15 protein-coding genes are annotated in these 16,469 nt (G+C 69.4%); 6 read left to right on the forward strand and 9 right to left on the reverse strand.

Annotated features, from left to right (window positions below; all coding sequences use genetic code 11):
• Positions 1-76: 76 nt before the first annotated feature.
• The 4 genes from FHS42_RS32755 to FHS42_RS32770 all read right to left on the reverse strand — a co-directional run bounded on the left by FHS42_RS32755 (position 77) and on the right by FHS42_RS32770 (position 2,910).
• On the reverse strand, positions 77-325 hold the full coding sequence (locus FHS42_RS32755; RefSeq protein WP_184579362.1) for a hypothetical protein: 249 nt from the start codon (positions 323-325) through the stop codon (positions 77-79).
• Between the two features lie 191 nt (positions 326-516).
• Positions 517-1,794 (reverse strand): mannosyltransferase family protein, encoded by a 1,278-nt coding sequence (locus FHS42_RS32760; protein ID WP_184579364.1) that lies wholly within the window; start codon positions 1,792-1,794, stop codon positions 517-519.
• Positions 1,795-1,868: 74 nt separating this feature from the next.
• Complete coding sequence (locus FHS42_RS32765; protein WP_184579366.1) at positions 1,869-2,390, reverse strand: superantigen-like protein SSL4; 522 nt, start codon at positions 2,388-2,390, stop codon at positions 1,869-1,871.
• Positions 2,383-2,910: a SigE family RNA polymerase sigma factor gene (locus FHS42_RS32770; RefSeq protein ID WP_184579368.1), complete on the reverse strand. Its 528-nt coding sequence runs from the start codon at positions 2,908-2,910 to the stop codon at positions 2,383-2,385. Before FHS42_RS32770 ends, FHS42_RS32765 begins: the two co-directional genes overlap by 8 nt.
• A gap of 465 nt (positions 2,911-3,375) precedes the next feature.
• On the opposite strand from FHS42_RS32770, the gene FHS42_RS32775 reads away from it, so the two are divergent.
• On the forward strand, positions 3,376-3,753 hold the full coding sequence (locus FHS42_RS32775; protein WP_184579369.1) for a hypothetical protein: 378 nt from the start codon (positions 3,376-3,378) through the stop codon (positions 3,751-3,753).
• Between the two features lie 50 nt (positions 3,754-3,803).
• Here FHS42_RS32775 and FHS42_RS32780 read toward each other — a convergent pair whose 3' ends face one another.
• On the reverse strand, positions 3,804-5,150 hold the full coding sequence (locus FHS42_RS32780) for an MFS transporter (RefSeq protein ID WP_184579371.1): 1,347 nt from the start codon (positions 5,148-5,150) through the stop codon (positions 3,804-3,806).
• Between the two features lie 471 nt (positions 5,151-5,621).
• Between FHS42_RS32780 and FHS42_RS32785 the strand changes: the two genes are divergently transcribed.
• The 4 genes from FHS42_RS32785 (at position 5,622) to FHS42_RS32800 (ending at position 10,416) form a co-directional block, all read left to right on the forward strand.
• Positions 5,622-6,635 (forward strand): LysR family transcriptional regulator, encoded by a 1,014-nt coding sequence (locus FHS42_RS32785; protein WP_376772773.1) that lies wholly within the window; start codon positions 5,622-5,624, stop codon positions 6,633-6,635.
• 292 nt (positions 6,636-6,927) lie between these two features.
• Complete coding sequence (locus FHS42_RS32790; protein ID WP_246495742.1) at positions 6,928-7,848, forward strand: Gfo/Idh/MocA family protein; 921 nt, start codon at positions 6,928-6,930, stop codon at positions 7,846-7,848.
• A gap of 38 nt (positions 7,849-7,886) precedes the next feature.
• A complete protein-coding gene (locus FHS42_RS32795) occupies positions 7,887-9,041 on the forward strand; it encodes a YncE family protein (RefSeq protein WP_184579372.1) in 1,155 nt (384 codons plus the stop codon).
• A gap of 775 nt (positions 9,042-9,816) precedes the next feature.
• Positions 9,817-10,416, forward strand: coding sequence for an AMP-binding protein (locus tag FHS42_RS32800; RefSeq protein ID WP_184579374.1), 600 nt, complete (start codon positions 9,817-9,819; stop codon positions 10,414-10,416).
• Positions 10,417-10,642: 226 nt separating this feature from the next.
• On the opposite strand, the gene FHS42_RS32805 is transcribed toward FHS42_RS32800, so the two are convergent.
• The 3 genes from FHS42_RS32805 to FHS42_RS32815 form a co-directional block, all read right to left on the reverse strand.
• Positions 10,643-11,977 (reverse strand): hypothetical protein, encoded by a 1,335-nt coding sequence (locus tag FHS42_RS32805; protein ID WP_184579376.1) that lies wholly within the window; start codon positions 11,975-11,977, stop codon positions 10,643-10,645.
• Positions 11,978-12,168: 191 nt separating this feature from the next.
• A complete protein-coding gene (locus FHS42_RS32810; protein ID WP_184579378.1) occupies positions 12,169-13,050 on the reverse strand; it encodes an SDR family oxidoreductase in 882 nt (293 codons plus the stop codon).
• 437 nt (positions 13,051-13,487) lie between these two features.
• Positions 13,488-13,910 carry a VOC family protein gene (locus FHS42_RS32815; protein ID WP_184579380.1) on the reverse strand — a complete coding sequence of 141 codons (423 nt, stop codon included), beginning with the start codon at positions 13,908-13,910 and terminating at the stop codon, positions 13,488-13,490.
• A 282-nt stretch (positions 13,911-14,192) separates the two neighbouring features.
• Here FHS42_RS32815 and FHS42_RS32820 point away from each other — a divergent pair, with 282 nt between their 5' ends.
• Positions 14,193-15,200, forward strand: coding sequence for a helix-turn-helix transcriptional regulator (locus FHS42_RS32820; protein ID WP_184579381.1), 1,008 nt, complete (start codon positions 14,193-14,195; stop codon positions 15,198-15,200).
• Positions 15,201-15,257: 57 nt separating this feature from the next.
• Here FHS42_RS32820 and FHS42_RS32825 read toward each other — a convergent pair whose 3' ends face one another.
• A complete protein-coding gene (locus FHS42_RS32825; RefSeq protein WP_184579383.1) occupies positions 15,258-16,295 on the reverse strand; it encodes an alcohol dehydrogenase catalytic domain-containing protein in 1,038 nt (345 codons plus the stop codon).
• Positions 16,296-16,469 lie beyond the last annotated feature (174 nt).

Genomic DNA, 16,469 nt, shown 5'->3' on the forward strand with positions numbered 1-16,469 from the left:
GTGCCGGGGGCAGGCGACGGCAGAAATCGGCCGCCGCACGGTGCGGCGAACTGCGTCGGATGCCACTACTTCGAGTTCACACAACCGTCGCTCTGCTCCTACGGGGGCTGCGCCAGTCCGGCTGCGCAGCAGGTGAGCGCCCTTTTCCGAGGACGATGTCCGACCGGTCGGCCCGGTTTGTGCCGGCGCGCTCGGTCCGCTGCGATGTCCAGCACTGCGCGAACACACCACCGGTCGATACGAGCGCGCCGCCGGTCGATACGAGCGCGCCAAAGGGGGCGTGCTCGCTCCGTACGCCTGCCTCATGCATCTTCTCCACGAACATGGCGCGCACCCTCCGCGTGAGACGGCCGCTTGCGCGGTCGGACGCAACGACGGGTAGCCGATGTTCTCTACGGCCAAACCTCAACGGGAGTTATGCACTCACTTTTCCCACAGCGGTTCTCAGCGGCCACTCGTACGCCACCAGCTTCACCCGATGCCCTGCGCACATCGGTGAGCTTCGCCCTGCGGCCCCTAGCCAGCCCACCGTCCGGACAGGAAGGTGAGAGCGAAGACGGTGGTCAAGGGCGCCGCGAGACACAGATAGACGGTCTTGAACCGAGGCGCGCGCAGGCTCCAGGCAGCCAAAGCTATCCATAGGGGCCACCACAGGAGGGTGGCGCGGGGGATGGACATGTACCAGTAGGACGTGCCCAGAGCCCAAAGGTTGAGGCCGATGTACGTGGCCTCGGCCCAGCGGCGTCGCCGTATCAGCAGGCCGAGCAGCACAAGCCCGACGAGCATGGCCACCAGCTCAGCTTGGAACATGAAGGCGTAACCGGTGGTCTGGGCATGGGCGAAGGCCGCATGCCAGGTGTTGGTCCAGGCCTCCCAGGGGCTATGGAAGTTGCGGTACCAACCGCGTTCTTGCGCATGCTTCCACGCCATCCAGTCGCCGGTGTGCGCGTGTAGGTACCAGGTGTACAGACCCAGGGGCACGGCGGGCAGCGCCAGCCAGGGCAGCGGGCGCCAGTTGCGATGGGCGCGGGCCGACAGCACGAACTGCACGGCGATGGCGGCGGCGAGGAAAAGGCCGCTCACGCGCACGGCCGTGGCAAGGGCGGTCAGGAGTGCGGCGCACGGCCAGTGCTGCCGCTGGGCAAGGAGCCAGGCCGGTAGGGCGAGCGCGAGGAAGAGGGCCTCGCTGTAGCCGGCGGCCAAGAAGATCGCGCACGGGGAGAGCAGCAGGAACAGGACCGCACGGTGGCCGGCCTCCGCGTGGGGTAGGTACAGCCGGGCGATTCTCGCCAGCGCCAGGACGGCGACGGCGCCGGCGACGAAGGAGATCAGCAGCCCGGCCGCGGTCCAACTCGGGACGACGGTGTGCACGGCACGCAGCAGGAGCGGGAAGCCGGGGAAGAACGCTTCTCGGCTGTCCCCACCGCTGTGCCCGGGCGCCGCCTGTTCGGGAAAGTAGCCATCGCGCGCGATGTGCAGGAAATGGCTCCAGTCCCACCGCTCGAAAGGGACGAGGACGGAGCCGGCAGCACGAGCCTTGGAGTCAGCAGGAAACAGCCACCGGGCACAGTAGGCGGTGGCCCCTATGCCTATGCGAGTCAGCAGATACAGCCACAGCACCTCGCGATCGGCGGCACTGAGCCGGTACGGCAAGGAACCACGCGAGAGCGCGCCCGAGCCGTGCGAACGCGGCCCACTCGCTGCACCGCGCCGGGAGCTGAGCTGTTCGCGCGGCGCGGAAGGGGGCGCGGATACGGATGCTGCTTCACGCGAACCAGCAATCAAAAAGGGCATACGGAGCTCGCTCGGGTGTGTGTAGGCGTACGGAAGTGCCCAGTGGCGCTCGCCGGGTGACGAGATGAGAGGGATCAGCGCGTGGCGGCGCTGCCCCCGTCCGTCGGAGGCTGCGTCGAGGTGGTGGACGTGGAGCTCGCACCGGTTGTGCTGCCCGACAGGGGTTTACCGGTGGCGTCTTCGCCCGTGCTCCGACCGGACGACGTGCCGCCCGGTGGCGAGGTCGTCGGACCCGCGCCCATCGTCTGCGTCGCCTGCGTCGTCATGGAGGTCGTAGGGGGACGCGTTGCGCCACGTGGGGTGGGCGAGTGGCTCGACGGCACGTTCGTCGAGGGCACCGTCGGCGCCGAATTTGTGGGTGCGGGGCTGTCGGCCGGGACGGCCGGCGGCGGATTGCCTGGCAACAGCGTCGCCGCGGCTACCCCGCCGCAGCCCAGGACCAGGCACACCCCCGCGGCAAGCCCGGCGATGCGCAGCCGCTGCATCCGCCGGCCTCGTTGGGCGATGCGGGTGACCGGCGCAGTACGCGCACGTGACCGCCCGAAAGCGGCTGCTTGCTGGAACTCGTACCGCAGCGGGTCGTCAGGCTCAGGCACCAGGGGCCTCCTTCATGCACGGGTCCTGTAGATGGTGAGCGAGTGCGTTCCGACCGCGGACCAGGTGGGTTTTGACGGTGCTCGCGGACACCTCGGTCTCATCGGCGATCTGCTCGACGGTGAGGTCGCACAGGTAGTGCAACGTCATGGTGCGGCGCTGCTGAGCCGACAACTCGCGCAACGCATCGACCAGCACCAGCTGCTCCGGGCTTGGCCCCTCGACGTGGGATGGCGGGGCACCGCGCTGCCGCCAGGCATCGGCCGTACGCCGCCGAAAACGCCATCGGCTCACCGCCAGCCGCCAGGCGACCGTACGAATCCACGCCTCGGGCTGGCCGTTGAGATCGAGCTGCCGTCGCCGGGCCCACCCCTTGATGAACGCTTCCTGCACGACGTCCTCCGCCTCGTGGAGGTCGCCGAGCATCACGTACAACTGCCCCGTGAGACGTGCGACCGCCTGGGCGTAGAACTCTTCAAACTCCTCGACGGTCAACAGCCACTCCCGGATCTCTCGCTTCACCGGGCATACGCCCGCCACAGGGCATCCGGTTGACACCGAGGACGAAGGAACAAAGTGACCGTCGTCACGAAACCAGAGCAGCCCCAGCATGCCTGCCCCCAGCAGGCCGCGGGTGGCACCGTGAGCTATGCCTCACCTGCTGCGCGGTACTGGGCTGAACTGCTCCTGGGCGCGGGCCGGCATGGGGCCAGCTCACCGTGTCCGTTCCCGCAGTCACTCGCACGTAGCCATCCACGCTCCCCGTCCCTGTCCGCCGGCCACCCAGGCCGGCCGCCACGGCCGAGGCTGCGCAGCGCCGGGATGGTTCCGCCGACCCTGCCATGACCTGCGACAACTTCGACCGACGAGAGCCTGGGAGGCGGCTACCGCAGCGCCGCGCGACTCTTGACCAGGCTCGTGACGTATGGAGATAGTGTGTCGATCGGAGGCGACTTGTTCACGTCTCCCTGGGCAAGTGGAGATCGAGTGAAGGTAGTTGTCGGCTCACGCGGCGTCATGGCCGTACTCGCGGCCGTAGTTGTGCTCTTCGGCGGGATGACCGTCACAGCGCAGGCGGAACCTACCGATCCTTCGGTGCCCGCGGCGGACTGTTCGTACCCCTCCTTCTGCTTCATCAAGGACGGTGAAGTCGTCGATGAGTACCACGACGTGACCCCCTGGCAGTACCTGCCCCAGCAGCTACAAGCTCCCCTCCAGGTCATCAACGCCCGTCACGAATCGGTGTGGATCGGCGACACCAGGGGCGGTGCCCGGTGCATCGAGCCCGGGGCGATCGTCGATCTGTGGCTGGTCACGATCGACACCGTACGGGTCGATGACTCGGTGGAGTGCCGTCTCACCTGAGCCCTGCCGGCTCGCCACCGCGGCGGTGGCTGACCACGCGCGAGCTTGGGTCAGCTCCGCCGCGGCATCGTGTGGGCGCCGGCGGCGCACAAGGTGACCAGCGCCAGCATCGCGAGCGTGCCACCACACCACAGGACACTGGAAACGGCGATGCCATCCGCGGCGCGACCGCCGAGCAGCGCGCCAAGCGAGATGGAGGCGTTGAAGACCGAGATGAACAACGCTGAGGCAACCTCGCCCGCTTCCGGCGCCGCCCGAAGCACCCATGCCTGGGCACTGACCGACACACCGCCGTAGGCCAAGCCCCACACGGCGAGGAGTACGCCGGCACCCACGGTCGTGGTCCCGACGAGTGGTATCAGCAGCACTGACCCGGCGAGCAGGGCGACGAGCACCATGAGCGTGCCGCGCGGATCGTCATAGGCCCGGGACCCGGCCGCGAAGTTGCCGACGATGCCCGCGGCGCCGTAAATGAGCAACAGGGTGCTGATCAACCCGGTGGGGACCTCCGAGACCTCTTCCAGCACCGGTCGTAGATAGGTGTAGGCCGCGAAGTGGCCGGTGACCAGCAGAGCGGTAATGATCAAGCCGGTCCGTAGCCGCACGTTACGCAGCAGGCCGGGGAGTTCCGTGAGCCGGACCGTCTGGGTGGCGGGAAGGCGTGGCAGGGAGATCACCATGGTCGCGAGCACCGCGAGTGTCAACAGGCCCATGACGACGAAGGGCAGGCGCCAGGTGCTCAGATCACCGATGAAGGTGCCGGCCGGGACGCCGAGGACGAAGCCCACGGCGATGCCGCCGAAAATGATGGACGTGGCGGTGGCCACAGACCGTTCCGGTACCAGTCGTACCGCGATCCCTACCGCTATCGGCCAGATGCCGCCAATGGTCAACCCGATCAGTAGCCGCGCCACCAGCAGGACGGCGAAGTTGGGCGCGATTGCGGTGACCAGGTTGGCGGCGGTCAGCAACGCCATCAAGGCGCACAGGACGATCTTGCGGTCATAGCGGCCTACGACCACGGTCAACACCGGGGCCGACAGCGCGGCAACGATGCCGGGCAGTGTCATCGCGAGGCCCGCCGTGCCGTCGGAGACGCCCAGCGCGGAACTCATCGAGGTCAACAGCCCTACCGGCAGCATTTCGGTGGTGACCACAGAGAAGATGCCGATGGCCACGGCGCCAACCGCGAGCCAGTTCCGCAGGGGCGACCGGGCATTTTCCGCCGCGGCCTCCGCGCGCGCCGCGGCCTCCGCGCCCGCCGTGCCCGCCGCGGCCTCTGCGCCCTCCGTGGCGGAACCCGGTGGCGCGGGCGCGGCGAGGTGCTTCGCGGCAGCAGCGGACGACGAAGTCCCGGATGCGCCTGACGGGGCCGGGGTGCCGGCGGGATCGACCATGGGAACAGGCTTGCGCCGTTCCGGTACTGGGAACAATGCCCAAGCCCTCATCCTTCGATCAGCCACGCTTATCGATGGAGGCTGACGGCCGATGGGGTGGCCGAAGACGATGCAGTTCCACAGCTTCGTCAGGGCCGTGGCGCACTCGCGGTGGTAGGGCAACGCCGACACGTACCGAACGACGCACCATCGCGCGGGAAAGACCCGGACGGGTCAGGCGATGGCGAAGCGCGGCGCTGGCGTGCCCTGTTGGGGTGCGGGTGCGGGTGTGCGGGTGTGCGGGTGTGCGTGGCGAGTCGTGCGGCAGATGGGGTGAACGGTGCACAAGGTGACGGGCTACGTGCAAGGTGACCGGTGGCGCGCAGCGGACGCACGTGGCGGTGCGTGGTGCGTGCGTCCTGCGTGGGCCGGCGCGGGCAGGGCACGGACGTGAGCGGTGACGGACACCGCGACGTGACGGAAGGGGCGAATGTGTCGGGCAGAGAGCACACGGCGGGCGGGGCAGGCGGGGCCGGCACATCGGGCGCGGTGGACATGGACGCGATGCTTGGCGTACGCGGCGTGGAGACCAGGGAATTGGTGTGCTTCTTGGCCCTGAGCGAGGAACTGCACTTCGGCCGCGCCGCCAAGCGGCTGTACGTATCGCAGAGCCGGGTGAGCCAAATGCTGGTCTCACTGGAACGTCGCATCGGCGCCCAACTGTTGGAGCGCACCAGCCGCAGAGTGCGGCTGACTCCCATCGGAGAGCGCTTCCTGGCCGCACTGCGCCCCGCGTACACCGCGCTGTGGGAGGCGGTCGAGGACGCGTGCACGGCGGCGCGCGGGGTGGAGGGCGTGTTGCGGGTCGGGTTCCAGGGCATGGCCGATGAATGGATCATGGGGGCGATCGGCGCCTTCAAGAATCGCTACCCGGCGTGCGAGGTGGCGGCCGTGGAGATACCGCTGGCCGACCCGTTCGGGGCCGTTCAAGGGGGCGAAGTGGACGCCATGGTCGTAGGGCTGCCGGTGGAGGAACCCGACCTGGTGATCGGGACGGTCCTGTGGAAACAGCCCCAAATCCTCGCCGTCTCCATCGAGCATCCCCTCGCCAGCCGCCCCGCGGTCACCGCCGAGGAACTGGCAGGCTGCTGCCTCATCGGGCTCACCGGACCGGCACCGCGCTACTGGCGGGAGACCATGGCGCCCTCCGCCACCCCCGCCGGACGCCCCATCCCGCGGGGCCCGTTGGTGTGCACCCTCCAGGAAGGGCTGACGGCGGTGGCAACGCAGCGCGGCACGATGCTGTTCGGCGCGCCCACCGCTACGTACCACAAGAGAGGCGACATCGCGTTCGTGCCCGTCGTCGGTCTGCCTGAGCCCACGCTGGTGCTGGTGTGGTCGCGGGCCAAGGAGACGGAACGGATACGGGCGTTGAACCAGGCCATCGCCCACCAGACGGCGGGGGATGACGTAGACGTGGCCCCCCAGCCGGGAGCCCGCACCTGACCATCCCCGGCCGCCGATGCCGGCTGTCGTGTGGCGTACCACCGCTGCCGAAGTCGCTAGCAGATCGGGGTGCGGATGCCGTACGACTCTCCCGGGTGCAGTAGCGGGTGTAGTAGGTGGCCAGGTGGACAGGTGACAGGTGGTCCGGCTCGACGGTCTGCGGACCTCGAGTCCGGCCTCGGCCTCGAACCGGTCCTCGCAGTGGTCTGGGTAGGGTCGTTTGGGCACGGTGGGAAGCGATGCGGCATCGTGAGCCCTGTGCCGGCACGACAGCCTCGTGGAAGGGTCTCGTATGGCTTTGCGATTCGGTTTGGTGGGGACGGGCCCCTGGGCGCGCGACACGCACGGAGCCGGCCTGCGCGCCGGCGCCGGCGGCACGCTCGCCGGGGTGTGGGGGCGCGCGCCCGAGCGCGCAGCGGCGGTCGCCGGCGCACTGGACGTACCGGCCTACGAGAGCTACGACGCGCTCCTGGCCGACGTGGACGCCGTCGTGTTCTCCGTCCCGCCCACCGTCCAACCCGACCTGGCGGTGCGCGCCGCGCGGGCAGGGCGCCACCTGCTGTTGGAGAAGCCGATTGCGGTGGACCCCGCTCAGGCCGCGCAGGTCCGCGAGGCCGTCCGCGCCTCCGGGGTCGCCTCGCTGGTCTTCTTCACCTCCCGCTTCCGGCCTGAGCAGCGCGAGTGGATCGACGCGGCGGCGCGTACGGGCGGTTGGCACACGGCCTCCGCCGTCTGGCTCGCCGCGCTCTATGACCCGGCCGGGCCCTTCGCATCGGGAGACTGGCGGCAGACCGAGGGCGCCCTGTGGGACATCGGCCCGCACGCCTTGTCCGTCCTCGCCCCGCTGCTCGGACCGGTCGAGCGAGTGACGGCGCTGGCCGGGCGAGGCGACACGGTCCACCTGACGACCCAGCATGCCAACGGCGCGACCGGCACCGCCGCGCTGAGCCTGACCGTGCCGCCCGCCGCTCGACAGGTCCTCGCCACGGCCTACGGGGACAGCGGCGTACACAGCATGCCGCAAGGCTTCACCCCCGCGTCCGTCGCATCGGCTGCCGCGATCGACACGCTCGCCGCCCTGGTCACGGACGGCCGCCGGGACCACCCCTGTGACGTGGACTTCGGCTACGAGGTCGTACGCGTCCTGGACGCCGCGCGGCGCTCGCTCGCGCAAAAACGCGCTGTCGAGGTCGCTGGGGTGGACAAGCCATGAGGCAGCCGGGGGCGGGCCGGGGCTCGGGTGAAGAGGCCATGAAGCCGGCACCTGAGACGCAGGCGGCGCGGCCGGGGTCGTCCCGGCCGGCGCGGCGGACGCTGGTCGGCGGACTCGCGGCGAGCGCCGCCGCGCTCGGCGGCGCCTGGCCGGCCCGGGCCGAAGGGAGCGGAAGCGGCGTGTCAGCAGGTGCATCGCCCGGCGCGTTCCCCCTGGCGCCACAGCAGGCCCCGCGCGGCGGCGGGGCCGACGTCTTGGCCGTCGTGCAAAAGAGTGGGCACGCCTTGGCGTTCCACGACACGGCCTCCGGCCGCCTCCTCGCCCGCGTCCCGCTGGAGCGTTATCCGCACGAGATGGTCGCCGACTCCCGCCGCCGATACGCCTACATCGGCCACTACGGCGTGCGCATGTCCGGGGACCTGGGGCGAGGCGGCTGGGGCGTGTGGGTAGTAGATCTGCGTGCGCGGCGGCTCGTACGCACCTTGGGCACCGGCCCGTTCCGGCGAGTCCACGGCATGGCCACCGACCGACACGACCGCGTCTATGCGCGTGCCGAGACGGACGCCGTCCTCCTTGGCTACGACGAGCCGCGCACCGCCACGGCGCCCTCCCGCGTCGTGCCCACCGGCGGCGCCAAGACTCACCTGTGTGCCGTGGACCGGGACGGCGAACGGGCGTACGTCACGGGGCTCGACTCCCACACCGTCAGCCTCGTGCGGCCCCACGACCCCGTTGCCCTGCCCGTGACGGCCTCGCCCGGCCCGCGTCCGGAGGGCTGCTGCCTAGGGCCTGACGGACGCATTCTGTACGTCGGCGTTCGGGGCAGCGGAATGGTCGTCGCCATGGACGCCGACACACTGGCCGTGACCGGCAACTACGACACCGGGGGCGGCGACCCGCTGCGGATCTACGCCGCCGGGCCCGCGGCAACCGAGTTGTTGCTGGTCACCGACATCACCCAGCGCACCGTCACGCTGCTCGACACCACGCTGCGCCGGGTTGCGACGATCCCCCTCGCAGGGGTGCCCTCGGCCGTGTCCCTCCATCCGCACGCGCCGCTCGCCTACGTCAGCGAGCTGGACACCGGCCAGGTCACCGTGCTGGACCTGGAGCAACGCTGTGTCATCGGCGGCTTCGCGGTCGGTGGCGAACCCGACTCCTCGATCCTGCTGCCCGCGCCCGTGCGGTCCTGACGCTGGCATAGCGGCTAGAGCGCTACGCCACGCAAGCACGCGCCCCTGCCTGGGGCCCTGCCCGCGGCCCTGATCCGGCGCCCATACCCAACGGCGGCACGTACGGAACCCGTGCGCTACCGCGTAGGGGTTACCCGACGCCGAACACCCCGGTGGGGCCCTTCGACCCCTGCCGGCATGTCCGACGATCGGGTGTCGCCCGCGGTCGCGCCCCCTAATACTGCGACTAATACGGCAGTGGTTGACGCCCGGCTGCGCCGATGGCAACCATGCTGGTGGGCCCGCCACTCCACCATCGAGAACTGACATGGCCGCTGGACACCCCAACACCAGGTGACCCTGCGCCCCTCCCGGTCGATCGCGTACCCGACTCGCCTCACGGTGTTCGACACGGCCTCACCCCGTATAGCGGCGCGATGGGTCTGAACAGCAACGCCCACCCGCCACCGCCGCCCTACTGCCCAGCCCCCACGGACTTTCGCATGGCCCGGACGCCCCCACGCACCCGCCCAAAACCGCCCCTTTCGACTCCCGCGGCGGCCCTTACCCTGTCCGCTGTCCGCTGCCCGGTCCCCGGGCGTGCCCATGCCCTTGAGCGTTTGCCCTACCCAGCCGACCTGCCCAGCGGCCCACCCGGTGACTCACCCCCGGTGGGCAGGTCGGCCGAACCAGCACGTCTGCGTACGCCCCCAGAGGTCCCGCTCTGCCGCACCGGGGCCCCGCGCGCGGCCTCTTCGCTCGTCCCAGTGAGCTCGCACTCTTCGTGGAGACCCTTATGACCGCTGTAGGTGAACCGTCCACCGCCGACCGCCCCGACCGCGACCCCCTGCTCCAACGAAGCGGCACAGCGACAGCGCAGAGTGAGAACGGGGCACCACCTCAGCCGGCGACGGAGCGGGTACCGGAGCAGAGCTACCCCATGTCGTTCGAGGCCCAGGTCCGGGCGGCACCATCGGTTCCGGCCATCGAGTGGCGGAACGACCGCTGGTCATACCGGGAGTTGAACGCGCGGGCCAATCAGATCGCACATTGGCTGATCGCACGGGGCATCGGGCCTGAGCGGTTGGTGGGGGTGGCCGTGCCGCGCTCCGCCGCGCAGATCGCGGTCATCCTCGGCGTCGTGAAAACGGGGGCCGCCTACCTGTTGATCAACCCGGCGCACCCCGCCGAACGCATCCGCTCGATGACCACCGACGCTCGTCCCGCGTTCGTTCTCACGACCAGCTGCACGACGCAGGACCTGGCCGGTGTCCTCGCCGTCGAAGCGGTGGCGGTGGACGCACCCGATGTGGTGTCCGCGTGGGAGCGGTGCGCCCGCACGGACCCGGAGGACGACGACCGGTTGCAGCCGCTGTCGCCCGTGCAGCTGACGTAAGTGATCTAGATGTGCGGGTCGATCGCTGGTGAGCTGCGCCTCGCGGGCCGCAGCCCCGCCCGCGGCACCCCGCGCTGATGGCGCGTTCCGAGGCCGCGCGAACCACCCACCACCTGACGGCTGCGCACAGCAGTGGGAGCCGGGGCCGGCCTCGCTCACCTGAGGCTCGGCCCACGGCTCGTAATGCGGGCGGCGGCGGCCCACCGCTCAGGGGTGTCCCGGCGCGTCAGCGCCGCCACACGACGGCGTGGTGCGAGCCGGCGAGGTAGGTGTAGATGGGCTTCCTGATCGAGACTCCCGCGATGGTGCCCTCGGCGTTGACGAAGCTGGCCGAGCTGTACGGGTCGCCAGGCGCCGTGCCCAGATTGATAGCCGATCCGTCCGGCTGCCAGCGCACTGCCAGCTTGTTCTCCCGGCTGGGGTTGCCGGACCAGACGTTCCCGACGACGGTTTGTGAGTCATTGAGCGTCGCCCCGTCGCCCATGTTGTTCTCCATGCCCGCTGGGAACGGCAGCGCGGTGGACGTGCCATCGGCCGACCACAATTGGGCCGCGCGCCGGGTATCCCCTATCGGATAGCTCCCGGCGATATCCCCCTGGGCGTTGATCGCGCTTGCGGAGGCGCGGAGGCCCAGATCCCGGGTGGTGCCGTCAGCGTCCCACCGTACGGCGTGCGGATCGGTGTTCGACTGGGGGTACGCCCGAGAGGCGTTGCCGATGACCGCGCCCGCGTCGTTGATTTCATCGGCGTAGCTGGAGTCGTGGTCGGGCCAGCGCTTGCGGATCAGGGCACCGAGGTCGGTGGGCGTGCCATCAGGGCTCCACTGCACCGCGTGTGTCGCGGAGAGGCGACCGCTCCAGGAGTACCCGACGACGATCCCCGCGTTGTTGATGTCCAGGGGCACGCTGAAGGTGTCACCGGACAACGGAGGCAAGGAGACCACCGAGCCGTCAGCCTTCCAGGTCACAGCCCTGCCCTCGGTGTGGCCGCCCTCACCTTCCCAGGACGCTCCCGCGATGACGCCCGCTTCGTTGATGGCGGCGGGTCTGGTGTGGGGATCTCCGGCAAGCGGGGGCAACGCGGTGGCAATGCCATCGTCCCAGCGCACCGCATGACCGTGCCGCGCTGCATCGGCGGTCGCCGTGGGCCAGGAGTAGCCCGCTATCGTGCCATCGGAGTTGACGCCGGTCGCTCTGCTGAAGACGTCACCGGGGGCGGGCGGCAGGGCGGCAATGCTGTTGTCCGGGTTCCAGCGGGCCGCCCGGTCGCGGTAGTTGGCGCTGTAGATGCCATCGGATGGCGTGGAGTACCCCACGATGACGCCATCGTCGTTGAGACCGGTCGGCTCGCTGTACCAGTCGCCGGGTAAGAAGGGCAGTTGGGTGAGTGTGGGGGCAGACTCAGGGCTGTCGGCGACGGCAGCCGGAGCCACGCCCACGACGAGGGATGCAGCGGCGAGGGCCGCGGAGGCGAGGATGCCGAGCGGGCGCGCGCGTTGGGCCGGGCGTCGGGCTACGCGGCTGGACGAGGCGTCGTACCGGCTCACTGTGCGGAGGGTCATGGCTTCTCCAGGAAGAGGCGGCGGTGGGCGGCGATACCTGGCAGATAGTAAGTCGCTGCCGAGTACCGGTATATGACGCCTCGTTACTGAAGGGTGCTACCGCCTGCCGGATCATGGCCACCCACGGCGCATACTCCGGCGGACCGGAGTTGGTGCGCGGCGGCGCGTTGACCCGTGGTGTGTCGGCCTGCTTACGGCAGCGGTGTGCCGCCGGTCGCGTTGACGATCTCCGCGGTGATGAAGGATGCCTGTGGTGAGGCGAGGAAGACATAGGCGGGCGCCATCTCGACAGGTTGCGCCGGTCGGCCGAGTGGGGACTGCTTGCCGAACTCGACGGTGTCCGGCAGGGTCGCGGGAATCAGTGGCGTCCACACCGGTCCCGGTGCCACCGCGTTGACGCGGATGCCCCGGTCAATCACCATCTGGGCCAGCCCCTGGGTGAAGGTGACGATGGCTCCCTTGGTCATTGCGTAATCGAGCAGGTGGGGACTGGGTTTATAGGCCTGTACGGAGGTGGAGTTGATGATGCTGCCGCCCTCGGGAATGTGCGGCAGAGCGAACTTCGACAACCAGAACATGCCGTAGAGGTTGGTGTGCATGACGCGGTCGAACTGCTCGGTGGAGATGGCCTCGATGCCATCTGGTTGCGACATCTGATACGCCGCGTTGTTCACCAAAATGTCGATGCGGCCGAACTCGCCCACGGCCTTTTCTATCAGGGACCGACAGTTGCCTTCTGCGCGGATATCACACGAGACGGCGATCGCGCGGCGGCCAGCGTCTTCCACCAATTGGCTGGTCTTACTCGCTTCGTCTTCTTCTTCGGCTAGGTGCGTGAAAAGTACATCGGCGCCCTCGCGAGCAAAGGCCAGCGCCACCGCCCTGCCGATTCCTGAGTCCGCGCCGGTGATCACGGCCTTACGGTCCTTGAGGTGACCGCATCCTCGATAGGACTCTTCACCGTGGTCCGGAGGCGGGTCCATCGGCCCGGTCCAACCGGGGTGAGGCTGGTCCTGGGCGGGGAACCGGGGCTGTGGGTGCTGGTGAGCGGGATGTTGCGGCTGCTGGTTCACGGCTGTGTTCCTCGGCTTCCTCTGTTTCCTAGGTTTCCTCAGTTTCCGCGGTTCCCTTAGTTCCGCGGTTTCCCTCGTTTCCGCGAAGCCCTGGCCTTGGCGACTGCTGAGGTCCTCGCCTTGTGGGATCTCACAGACTTACGGGCCTGGTGTAAGCCAGATCGGACCCGCGTCGGCACGGGCGGGGGCGAGCGGTCAAGGGGTGCGTCCCGACCACCGACCATCGATCCCCGACCAGCGAGCAGTACGCACGGCTTGGCGAACGAGCCCACCACCGTCCACGGCCGTCCATGGCGATCTCGCGCACGAGTTCCCGCTCCAGAGCAGCCAAAACGCCACATCGTTGGAAATGGCAATAGGCAAAATGGCAATAGGCATCTGTCGGGAGCGTGGTGTGGGAGGCCGGCCGTGCGTGCCTCCCACACCATGCCTGAGGCTCACCCGTGGTACTCGCTCACCACGTCCACGACCCAGGTGACGCCAAAGCGGTCCCTGAGCATCCCGTAGAGCGGGGCCCACTGCGCAGGTGCCAGTGGCTGCACTATGGTCGCTCCCACAGAAAGCTTCTCCCAGTACGCGGTGACCTCTTGCGCGGTATCGCCTCGAAGGGAGACGAAGAACGAGTTCTCACCTCGGTTCCACGGCAGCTGCGAGGGCACGTCGTAGGCCATTACGTGGAAACCGCTGGCCGCGACGACCTGGCCCCACATCACGTTGTCCGCATCGGCCGGGTCTTGTACGTTCCCCGCGTCCTTGTAGGTGACAACGGCAATGTCACCACCACATACCGACTGATAGAAGTGGAGTGCCGCACGGGCATCGCCCTGGAAGTTCACATGGGTCACGGACTTGACGGACATGTATGGCTCCTCGTTCTTTGATCATCGTTTCTGGGCGCCGTGCAGCGCCCCGGCCGGACCACCGGCCCGCATCACCGACACGGCACGGCCGCAACACGGCACAGCCGCGACACCGACGCGGCACTGGCCGCGGACACCGACCACGGCACCGACCGGACAAGGGTGGCGTGGGGCGGTTCCACAGAGGGGGTCCTGCCGGCCGTCTTGCGTGGTGCGGCCTGAAACCACAGTCGCAGTGGAAGAGGCCAGGGTGTGGCCGCTTCCTCGGGCACCATGGGCGGCATGCCGAAAACCTCAGCGCGCCTGCTGTCACTGCTCTCGCTGCTCCAGGCGCGCCGGGATTGGCCGGGCGCGCTGCTGGCCGAACGACTGGACGTCAGCCCACGCACCGTGCGCCGTGACATCGACCGGCTGCGCGAGCTCGGCTATCCCATTGCGACCTTCAAGGGACCCGATGGCGGGTACCGGCTCGAAGCCGGTACGGAACTGCCCCCGCTGCTGTTCGATGACGAGCAGGCCGTCGCCCTCGCCATCGCACTTCAGATCGCCACCACCGCCGGTGCCGGCATCGAGGAAGCCGCAGTGCGCGCGCTGACCACCGTCCGGCAGGTCATGCCCGCACGGCTGCGCCGCCGGATCGACACCCTCCAGGTCACCGCCGTCGAGCGGCCTGCGTCCCGGCCGCACTCACCGGCCGACAGCAGCGTGCTCATGACGCTCAGCGCCGCGGTCCACGCCCGCGAAGTGCTGCGCTTCGGCTACGCCTCCGGGTCCCCAGCGGGGGCCGGAGACGGCGGCGGCGATGCCAGCGGGCCCCCGCCGCGCCGGGTGCAGCCCCATCACCTCATCACCTGGGGCGGGCGCTGGTACCTCGTTGCCTGGGACCTTGACCGCGAGGACTGGCGGACCTTCCGCGCCGATCGGATCACCCCGCGCACCCCCACCGGCCCCCGCTTCACGCCGCGCGAACTGCCGGGAGGCGCGGTGTCCGCCTTCATCGCCAGCAGGTTCTCGGGCTCGGACGGCTCCGACACCTGGCCCTGCCGTGGCGAGGTGATCCTCGATCTACCCGCCGCCACCGTGGCCCGTCACCTTCACGAAGGAGTCGTCGAGGAATGTGGCCCGGACCGCTGCCGGCTCATCGCAGGCTCCTGGTCATGGCCCAGCCTGGCCGCCAGCATCGGCCGGTTCGACGCTGACATCGAGGTCGTGGGCCCGGCCGAGCTCAAGGCCGCCTTCGCGTCTCTGGCCTGCCGCTACGCCAACGCCGCAATCGACACGCCCGGCTGAACCGTCCGACACCCTGGTGGGCAGGCCGCCGCCTACCCACCAGGGGTTGCCAGCGCATCAGGGTGTGACGAGAACCTTCAGGGCCTCACGCTGGTCCATCGCCCGATAGCCCTCGGGTACCTGGTCCAGGGAGACGGTGCGGTCGAAGACGCGGCCTGGCTCGACAGTGCCGTCCAGGACAGCGGGCAGCAGTTCGTCAATGTAGGCGCGCACCGGCGCGGGCCCGCCGGTCAAGGTGATGTTCGGGCCAAAGAGGCTGGCGAAGCCGACTGGGGCAGCCGCGTACTGCGGGACGCCGACCCGGCTGATCACTCCGCCGGGGCGGACGACGCCAATGGCCATCTCATAAGCGGGCATGTGCCCCACGGCTTCCAGCACGGCGCGGGTGCCGTGGCCGCCGGTCAGCTCGCGGACCTTGGCGATGCCCTCGTCGCCACGCTCCGCGACGACGTCGGTGGCACCGAAGAAGCGGCCGAGGTCGGTGCGGTCCTTGTGACGGCCCATGAGAATGATCCGCTCCGCGCCGAGGCGCTTGGCCGAGAGGACGGCGAGTAGGCCAACGGCGCCATCACCGATGACGGTGACCGTGTCGCCGGGCCGGACGCGGGCCTGTTGGGCGGCGTGGTAGCCGGTGCCGTACACGTCAGCAAGAGTGAGCAGCGACGGTAGGAGCGCCGCGTCCACATCCGCCGGCAGCTTCACCAAGGTGCCCTGAGCCTGTGGCACCCGGACCGCCTCCGCCTGGCCGCCACCGATACCGCCGGCCGCGTAGAAGCCCCCGTTAGGGCACGAGGTGTGCAGGCCCTCCCGGCAGTGCTCGCAGGTGTTGTCCGCAAAGGCGAACGGGGAGACCACCAGGTCACCGCGCTTGAACCCGGAGACGTCGGAGCCGAGTTCTTCCACGGTGCCGAGGAACTCATGGCCCATCGACACGGGGCGGTCAGAGGCGGCCATGGTGTGGTAAGGGTGCAGATCGCTGCCGCAGACGCAGGAGCGCACCACCCGCACGACCGCGTCGGTGGGCTGCTCGATGACCGGATCAGGCGCGTCGTGGACACGTACATCGCCGGCTTCGTACATGAACGTTGCCCGCATGGGAACATCTCACTTTCTCATTGTCATGACCAAGGGAAAAAGGTTCACGGCGGACTACAGCATGGTGGGCACGCGGCCGAATATGCGATGCGGCACTCCACACACATACCTGGAGTGCGAAATCTTCGGCGCGATGTCGCCGAGCGCCTTTAGCGCGGCTGATTTCTGTATAGA

Source organism: Streptomyces zagrosensis (assembly GCF_014203645.1).
Taxonomy (GTDB): Bacteria; Actinomycetota; Actinomycetes; order Streptomycetales; family Streptomycetaceae; genus Streptomyces; species Streptomyces zagrosensis.